This is a genomic window from Actinocatenispora comari (assembly GCF_017312725.1).
GTDB lineage: Bacteria > Actinomycetota > Actinomycetes > Mycobacteriales > Micromonosporaceae > Actinocatenispora > Actinocatenispora comari.
In genome coordinates this window covers 1-7,510 of record NZ_BOPO01000052.1, presented here as the reverse complement: position 1 = coordinate 7,510, position 7,510 = coordinate 1, and the positions used below count along the sequence as shown (strand labels likewise).

At 76.6% G+C, this 7,510-nt stretch carries 1 pseudogene; it reads right to left on the bottom strand.

From position 1 onward, the window contains the following. Positions 1-7,510, bottom strand: a pseudogene (locus tag NUM_RS15000) (hypothetical protein); the annotation flags it as partial.

Here is a 7,510-nt window from a genome sequence, read left to right as displayed (position 1 = left end):
GCTCGCGGCGCCGGTGTGCACCCGGATGGCGTCCTCGTCCAGGCCCGCCTTCCAGGCCAGCTTCTCGATGTACTCGCGCAGTTCGGTGGCGCCGTTCGACGTCTCCTCCGGGGAGACCGCGCGGCTCAGCTCGCCCTCGCGGGCGCCCGCGGACATGTCCGCCGCCTCGAACATCCGCTCCGACCAGTGCTTGACCGTGGTACCGACCCACCGGCCGGCGAACTCGGCCGCGAGCAGGCTGAAGCCGAGCTGCGGCGCGTTCGCGTGCACCAGCAGAGCGGCCAGCGCACCGCCGGTGATCCCGCCCCACAACGAGTTGACGGTGAGCTTCGTGCGCAGGGTCTGGAACTTCTGCACGAGCTGCCGCTCGGACGACATGACCTCGGCCAGCCGGTCGCGCATGACGTCTTCCATCGTCTTGCCGGCCGGCAGCTCGCGCGGCACGAAGACGACGTGTTCGTTGGTACCGATCCGCCGGGTCGCCGGATCGCCCGGCCCGGCCACCTCGAACCGCACCTTCACTCGCGGGGACACCCGGCTGACCAGCCGATGCCGCCACCCGTCCTGGTGCGTCGCACCGTCCGGCCGCGCGGCGGTGTCCGGGTGAGCCGCACCGTCCGGGCCGGCCGCACCGTCCGGGTGGGCCGCGGTGTCCGGCCGGGAGCCGCCTTCCGCCGATGCGGGGTCGTGCGGTCGGACGGTGTTCGCGTCCACCCAGCCATCAGCCGGGCGCGGCTCGTCCGACCGGACCGGGTCGCGGCGCAGGACGAGCGTCCCGTCCCGGTCGGCGTGCGCGCGAACGTGCTCCACCCGGTGCTCGTCGAGTGCCGTGACGGCGGCGGTACGGCCGGCCTCGACGAGCCGTTCGCGTTCCTGCGGGGTGAGCAGCTCGCCGTCCGGCCGTCGTGCGACGTCGGTGCCGGGATCCGGACGATGTGCGGCACCGTCGGGCCGCGCCTCGCCGTCCGGCCGCGCCTCACCGTCCGGCCGCGCCTCGCCATCGGGCCGCGCCTCGCCATCCGGCCGCGCCTCGCCATCCGGACGGGTCTCGCCGTCGGGCCGCGCCTCGCCATCCGGACGGGTCTCGCCGTCGGGGCGTGCTTCGGCCGCCGGACGCTGCGGCGCCTCGCCGTCCGGGCGTGCTCCGGCCAGCTCCGGCCGGCCCGACTCGGTCCCGGCCGGCAGCTCGGCCCGCATCCCCCGGGCGGCCAGCCGGGGATCCGCGACGTCGCGCAGGGCGGCGAGGTCACGGTGCAGGTGGGTCCGAGGGTCCTGGTCGCTCCAGCCGGTGCGCTGCTCGCGCAGCATGGTCTGCACGTTGTCGATGGTGTGCCGCAGGTAGTGCACCAGCACCGGGCCGCTGACGAACAGGCCCAGCAGACCCGCGGTGAACGAACCGGTGCCCTGGGCCAGCGGAAGATAGCCGGACAGCAGCGCGCCGGTCATCACGGACACCTTGGCCAGCGGCCCGGCGATCTCGGTCGCGAGCATCTTGCGGACCGACGGCAGCCGGCTCGGGGTGCGCTCGGTGGCGAGCATGTCCGCGAGCTGCCGGTTGAGCTCCCGCCGAATGTGCTCGGCGGAGATGCCGCCCGGCCAGTCCTCCCGCACCGTCAGCTTGAAGTACCCGGGAGAGACCTGGCGGGCGTCGGCGAGCGCCTCCGGCACGTCGCGTTCCGCGCTGTCGAACCGGACCAGCTCGCCGTGGAACAGCGCGTCGGACTCGACGTGCCCGATCTCGACCCGTACCTCGATGCCGGGGTCGATGGACGCCAGCAGGCGGCTCATCCCGTGCTGCTCGGGTCGGACGCTGAACAGGCTGTTCACCGCGCGCTGGGGCAGCAGGTCGTGCGGGCCGCGGACGTCCGCCAAGTGCGGCAGCGACGGGTCCCGCTCGGTGCGCGGCGCGATCCGCAGGCCGTCGATGCCCTCGCCGAGAACCCGGACGACCTCGTACTGCGGTGGCAGGTCGTGGCCGTCGTTCACCTCGGCGAGCAGCCGCCAGGTCTCGTCGCTGACCCGGTCGGCCACCCACTCCCGCCGCGGGTCGGCGCCGTCGGTGCCCTCGGTCAGCGCCCGGTCCCGCAGCGCCTCCTCGATGCGGTCCCGGGTCGCCGCGTCGGCGGTCTCGTGCAGCCGGCCGAGGGCGCGCAGCTCGGCCAGCCGCACCGCGTCGTGCGGGGTGGTGAACTTCAGCCGCTGCACGGTACGCGGCAGCCAGCCCTTCGACGGCTCGTTCCACAGGATGTGGTCGTGCCGCCGGTCCGGGTGGACCACCCGGGAGAACAGTCGCGGTGGGCGCTGCCTGGCCTCGGCCACCGCCTCGGCGAGGACCCTGGTGACCGCGACCCGTCGCCCGGCGTCGTCGGCCGGCAGTTCCCGGTTGGCCCGGTCGAACAGCTCGACCCGGGTCGTGCGGCCCCGATGCCGGGTGACCTCCAGCGACCCGTCGGCGTTCAGCCGCAGCCCGGCGGCAAGCTCGTGCCGGTCCGGCCCGACCAGATCCGGCAGCAGCTCGCGGACGGTGCCGAAGAACGCGGCCTCGTTCGCCGTCAGCCCCTCGGCGGCCAGGCTGATCTCCTCGACGGTGGCGCCGCGATCGGCGCCGTCGGCCAGCAGCCGGCGGGCGGCCGCCGGCAGCTCGCCGCGGTCCACCGCGCCCTCCGCCGCCACCTCGGCGAACCGCTGCCGGGCCGCGTCCCGTACCTCCGCCGGCAGCTCACCGCGGCCGGCGGTCTCGGCCAGCGCGGACAGCGTGCTGGCCCGCCGGTGCGCCGGGTCCGCATCCTGCGGGCGCACCGCCTCCTCGACGGCCGCGGCGAGCCGTTCGACCGCGGCCACCGTGCGCTCCGGCGAGCGGCCCTGCGCGGCGATGTCGTCGAGCACCCGGCGCGGGTCGACGTGGACGTCGCGGCCGTCGGCGGTCCGCAGCCGCAGCCGGCCCTCGTCGAGGCCGACCGAGCGGACCGGATGCCCCGGCCCGTCGCCGGCCAGCGCCCGCGCCGCGGTCGCCACGTCGTCGCGGACCGACTCGTCGTACCGACCGTCCAGCCCGTCGCGCAGATCCTCGTGCCGCACCTCGTCGACGATCCGGCGCAGCTCGCCCGGCAGCATCGACCTGGCCTGCACCAGTCGCGGCTCGTTGCCGGTCCGGTCGGTCAGGCCGGTGTCCGCCGCCCGCTGCCGCAGCTCCTCGGCCAGCGCGTGCCGGGCCGCATCGAGCCGGGCCGCCTCCACGTCGTCGCCGGCCCGGCGCGCCTCGGCCGCGCGCTCGGTCAGCCGGGCGTGCGCCGCGGCGCGGCCGTGCTGACCACCCACCTCGGTCAGCAGCGCCCGCTGCTCCGGCGGCCAGCTGGCCAGCCGGCCCGACGCGTCCTCGGCGAGCGCCCGGCCGATCGCCTCACCGACCGTCGTGAGCGCAAGCTCCTCGTACCGCTCGCGGGCGACGCGAACGTCCACGTCGGTCAGCGGTTCGGCGGCCGCGGCGGTCACCGACTCGTGCGGCTCCGGCAGGCCGACCTCGATGGGTCGCCCGTCCAGCGGCCACACCCGCACCGTCGCACCGTCCACCAGCTCGGCGCGCCGGACCAGGCCGGTACCGTCGGCGCCGAGCTCTGCCACCACGGCGTCCACGGCGGCGACCAGGCGCAGGTGCTCGGCCGGCGGGCTCGCCAGCTCCACCTCGCGCGGCGCCGCCCCGAAGTGCTCCAGCAGCGCCCGCTCGTACCCGCCGAGCGGCTTGACGAACTCCACCCGCAGCCGGTCGGCGTCCCGCAGGTCGTCGCGCAGCCCCAGCTCGGTGAGCAGGCCGGCGATGCGGCGCTCCACCGCGTCTCGCTGCGTGCCGTACGACTGCTCGTGCAGCCGGGCCAGCGCCTCGAACCGCACCGACCGGCTGGCCAGCTCGGGGTTGCCGGACAGCTCGGCCCAGTCGCCGCGGGACAGCCCGAGCTCGGTCGCGAACCGCCGGGCCAGCGCCTCGGTGACCAGCGCCGGCACCCGCTCGTGGTGCGGCCCGGTGACCGCCGGATCGGCCGCGACGTGCGGGATCGCCACCTCGGCCCGGCGGCCGTCGTGGCTCAGGCCGATGACCCGGTCGCCGGCCGCGCTCAGGTACGCCCGGGCCAGCGGATGCCGCCCGGCCGGGCCCTCCAGCGCCGCGAGCGCGTCGGGCAGCGCGGCGCGCACCTCGGCCGGTACCGGCGGCAGCTGGCCGGTGGCGTCCGGGACCGGCTCGGTCACCTGCTCGACCGGCGTGTCCCGGTAGAGGCGATCCAGCAGGTCGCGCGCCGGCGGCCGCAGCTCGGCCCGCAGCAGCCGGCGGGCCATGTCGTCGCCGTGCACCCCGGCCTCGTGCAGCAGCTGGTCGAACCGCGACTCGATCGGGGTGTGCGCCGCGTCCGGCGTCTGGGCGTGCAGGTCGGCCAGCGCGTCGAGGGCGCCGATCACCGGTTCGTGATGCAGGTCGAGCACGGCGTCGATGCGTTGCCCGAGCCGGGAAACCAGCTCGGCGTCCACCGTCGGGTCGGTGATCCGGCCGGCGACGTCGGCCAGGACGTCACCGATGTCGACCTGCTCGGTACGGCCCTGCCGGGTGGTCACGGTGAGCAGCCGGTCGGAGCGGATCCCGGTGTCCGGGTCGGTGGCCCAGTCGACCCGGGCGACCGCGTCGCCGGCCTGGCTCCCGTGCTCGGCCGGCGCCGCGAGCAGCTCGCGCGCACCGTCCGCGGTCGACACCGCCCGGGCGAGGTCGTGGGCGTCCGGCACCCCAGGGGTACGGCGGGGCTCGCCCACCGCGGCGTCCGGTGCGGCCGCCGGACGCGGCGCCTCCGTCGGGGTGACCGCCTCGGCCATCCGCCGCCACGCCGGCACCTCACCCGGCGCGGACCGGACGTCGCCGCTGGCCAGTGCCGGGCGCTGGCGCCGCGCCTCGTCCTCGGCGGCGAGCCGTTCGGCGTGCTGGCGTACCACCTCGGTGCCGTGCTCCGAGGTGAGCCGGTGGGTGACCATCGACAGCGCCCGATCCGACTGGTGCACGCCCAGCTCGCGGGCGAGCCGGCCGGCCTCCCGGTCGGTCAGATCGCGGACGTGCTCGAGCCGCCGGCGGTCGGCGTCGGTGCCCGCCTCGCCAAGCCGGCCGAGGTCCTCGACGGCGGTGCGGTGCAGCTCGAGCACCCGGTCGAGGTAGTTGATCTGCTGCCGGTCACGTTGCGTCAACCGGGGCATGTACCAGTCGGGCTTGCGGTGCGCGCTGAGACTGTCGCCGGACGTACGCACCCGGTGGTGCCACCACTGGCTCAGCCCCCGGTGGTCGGCCCGCGGCCCGTTCGGCCCGTCGACCGCGCGGGTGTGCATGTCGACCAGCGCGTCGCCCACCTCGCGCAGCACGATCAGGTCGAGTTCCTGCCGGCTCTCGACCTGGATCCGGTCGGAGACCACGATGACACCCGGCTCGCCGTTCTCCGGATGGGCCCGGACCTCGGCGATCCGCCCCGGCGGCAGCGGCCCGCGCTCGATCCTGGTCCGCACCTCGGTGCCGTCCCAGCCGCGGGCCCGGGCGATGTAGCGCGCCTCGTCGCCGTGCTCCCCCGACAGGTACCGCTCGGCCACCACCTGCTCGAACGCCGACCGCTCGGCCTGCCGTACCCAGTTCGCCGCCCGGCCCAGACCGATCTTGCCCAGCAGCTGGTCGAGCCGGACGCTGGCACGGTCGCCGCGGGCCGACTCCGGATCACCGAGACCGATCCGGCCGAGGAGGTGATCGAGCACCGAACTTGCCCGGGATCCGCCCAGCAGGTCGAGCATCCGCCGCACCGAGTCGTCGATCTCGGTGGTCGACGCGAGCCGGGTCGGGCGGTTCGGGTCGGTCTCCGCCGCCCGGTCGGGCGGCGCGGCCGCCGGGGTCTCCTCGGTGCCGCGCTCCGGCCCCGGCTCCGGATCGTGCGTACGGGCTTCGGCCAGCGCGTCGGTCGCCCGGTCCAGCGCCGCACGCAGCGCCCGGTCCGCCTCGTCGGCCACCGCCCGCTCGTTCGCCGCCCGGTCGCGTGCCTGCTCGGCGAGGCCCTCGTGTCGTGCCCGCTCGGCCGGGTCCGACGCGGCCCTCGCCTGGTGCTCGTGGTCGATCGCGGTCAGCTCCGCCTCGCGCCCGGCGGCGAGCGAACCGCGGTGCTGGGCGTCGGCGGCGACCAGCTCGGTCTCCACCTCGCGCAGCGACTCGGCGACCCGGTCCAGCCGGTCGGCCGTGGTACGCAGCTCGGCGACCTGGTCGGCGCGCGCGGCCCGGTCCGGGTGGTCGGCGGGCAGGGCGCCGAGTTCCGCGTCCGCCTCGGCGGCCCGCTCGCGCAGCTCGGTCGCGTGTTCCTCGGCCGCGGTTCGCGCCGCGCGGTGCCGCTCGATCGCGTCGGCCGACAGTCGCGCGTACCGCTCGGCCGGCGCGTACACCGAGCGGCTCGCGACGAACTCGCGCACCTGCGCGTCGGCCAACCGGACCGCGGCCTCGTCGCGTTCCCGCTGGGCCGCCTCCACCGCGGCCGGATCGGCGTCGGGATCGGCGTGCAGCCGGGTCAGCGTTTCGTCGGCGGCGTGCAGTTCGGCGCGCACACCGGCGGTGGCCACGGCGGTACGGCTGATCTCGTCGACCGCCGCCCGATGCGCCTCGTGCCCGGCCAACAGGCCCTCGAACCGGTCCCTCGAATCCCCGACAGACCGCGGCGTACCCGCCTCGGGGGCGTCGGCGACCTCGGGCAGCCAGGCGGCCCGGTCCTCGGTGTCACGGACCTCGTCGAGCCGGTCGATCGAGGTACGGAGCTTGTCGGCGAAGCGTTCGGTGAGGCCGGCGGCGCCGTGCCACTCCTGGTCGGCGATCACCCCGGAGTCGACGACGTCCGGGTGGGTCTCCTCGACACCCGCCGCGCGCAGCAGCTCCTGCTCGCGCAGGAACTCGCGGGCCTCGTCCATCCGCTCGTTGGCCCGCAGGTGGATGCCCTGCGCGTTGCGCAGCGCCCATTCCGCCTGGTGCAGCCGCTGGGCCCGAGCCTCCAACCGGTGACCGTCGTCGACCCGCCCCACGTACCGCAGGTCGCCGGCACGGTCGCGCAGCAGGCTGGCAGCGCGCCGGTAGTCGTCCGCCTCCCGGCCCAGCGTCCGGTCGACCTGCTCGACCCGCTCCCGCAGCCGCTGCTCGGCTTGGTCCAGTCGGCCGCGCAGCTCGGTCAGCCGGTCCGCCGCGCCGTCGACGCCGGCCCGCTGGTCGGCCTCGGCCCGGACCAGCTGCCGGTCGAGCTCGAGCACGTCGTGCCGGGCGTCGAGGGCGGCCCGGTGGGCGTCCCACAGCTCCCGGTGGGCAGCCGGCACCTCGCCGGCGCCGGCCAGCACCTGCCGTGGGTCGTCGATGTGCGGCAGGTCCGGTCGGGCGGCCGGCTCGGCCGGCGCCGGCCGCGGGGCGCCGTCCACGCCCGCCCCGTCGGCGACGGGATCGGCGGCGGCACGCCCCGGCTCGGCCACGACGTCC